Genomic DNA, 1,558 nt, shown 5'->3' on the forward strand with positions numbered 1-1,558 from the left:
AGGGCCCGGGCGGCGGCCACGCCGCGCGCCTCGGCGATGCCGCCGGCCGCGATCACCGGCACGGAGACGGCCGAGACCACCTGCGGCAGCAGGGAAAAGAGGCCGGGCTGGGCGGCGCTGTCCAGGCGGCTGTCGATCGCCTCGCCAAAGCCCGGCAGGAAGACGGCGCGGTGGCCGCCGGCCTCGGCCCCCATGGCGATCACCACGTCGGCGCCGTTGACCTCCAGCCAGACGGCCTCGGCGACCGTGGTGGCCGAGGACAGCACCTTGGCCCCCGTCGCCTTCACCCGGTCGAGCAGGCCCGCCTCGGGCAGGCCGAAATGGAAGCTGACCACCTCGGGGCGAAGCTCTTCGACCAGGGCGCAAAAGGCCTCGTCGAAGGGCGCGCGGCCGCCGGCGGGCGGGGGAGGGGCCGGATCCAGGCCCGCCTCGACATAGTAGGGCGCAAGACGCGCGCGCCAGGCCATCATCCGCGCCGGATCGGGCGCCGGCGGCATGTGCGCGAAGAAGTTGAGGTTCAGGGGCGCATCGACGGCGGCGCGGAACTGGGCGATCGCCTCGCGGGCCTGGTCTGGCGTGTATTGAGCGCAGGGCAGGGACCCCAGGCCGCCGCCGCGCGCCGCGCCGATCGCCATGGCCGGCGTGCTGGCTCCGGCCATCGGCGCCTGGAGCACCGGCGCCGCCACGCCCAGAAGGTCGATCAGCCGCCGGTCGGTCCAGGTGCTCATGGGGGCTCTCAGTTCAGGTCGAAGAGGTCGTAGGCGATCAGCTTCAGCCGCGCGTCGAAGAAGGCCCGGCCGTAGCTGGAGCGCTTCAGGGCGGCCTGGTCTACGCCGTGCTCGACGTCCGAACCGCTGGCGCCGGGCGCGGCGCAGGGCACGTAGAGGCGCAGGGTGCGGCCGACGGCCAGCTTCACCCCCGGCTCGGCCCGATAGACCTTGGCGACGACGTAGCAGCGGCCGCGCACGCCGCGCGGTACGCCCACGTGCTGGACCTGAACCACGGCGATCTCGGCGGCCTTGTCGCGCGCGGCCTGACGGGCGTCCGCGGCCAAGGGCGGCGCGGGCGTCGCCGCCTGGGCCAGCAGGATCGCCGCGATCAGCGGGCCGCTCATTTGCGTTCCAGCACGCGGAAGACGAACGGGAAGTCGTCGCCCTCGCCGGCCGGGCGCTCCTCGCGCCGCACCTCGGTCCAGGCGTTCTCGTCGAAGGCGGGGAAATGGACGTCGCCTTCCACCTCGGCCTGCACCTCGGTGACGTAGATCCGCTTGGCGCGGGGCAAGGCCAGTTCGAACAGGGCCGCGCCGCCGATCACGCAGACCTCCTCGACGCCGTCCTCGGCGGCCTGCTCCTTGCCGATCTGGACGGCCTCCATCCAGGTGTCGCAGACCACGGCGCCTTCGGCCTCGAACTTGTGGTCGCGGGTCAGCACGATGTTCAGCCGGCCGGGCAGGGGCTTGCGGGGCAGGCTGTCCCAGGTCTTGCGGCCCATGATCACCGGCTTGCCCAGGGTGGCGGCCTTGAACATCTGAAGATCCGACTTCAGCCGCCAGGGCAGG

General features: G+C 73.2%; 3 protein-coding genes. All 3 read right to left on the reverse strand.

Annotation, left to right across the window (positions count from 1 at the left end):
* A partial coding sequence (locus DMC18_RS20225) for a nitronate monooxygenase family protein (protein ID WP_146218147.1) occupies positions 1 to 728 on the reverse strand: 728 nt, incomplete at its 3' end.
* A gap of 8 nt (positions 729 to 736) precedes the next feature.
* A complete protein-coding gene (locus DMC18_RS20230; protein WP_110117931.1) occupies positions 737 to 1,114 on the reverse strand; it encodes a hypothetical protein in 378 nt (125 codons plus the stop codon).
* Positions 1,111 to 1,558: dihydrofolate reductase (locus tag DMC18_RS20235; RefSeq protein ID WP_110133253.1), on the reverse strand; the 448-nt coding region annotated here is incomplete at its 5' end. The genes DMC18_RS20230 and DMC18_RS20235, both read right to left, overlap by 4 nt.

Origin of the sequence: Caulobacter sp. D5 (assembly GCF_003185805.1) — a bacterium.
Taxonomy (GTDB): Bacteria; Pseudomonadota; Alphaproteobacteria; order Caulobacterales; family Caulobacteraceae; genus Caulobacter.

Bases quoted from the DNA above. Each gene is read 5' to 3' on its own strand.
- DMC18_RS20230 (WP_110117931.1), bottom strand. From the start codon at position 1,114: ATGAGCGGCCCGCTGATCGCGGCGATCCTGCTGGCCCAGGCGGCGACG.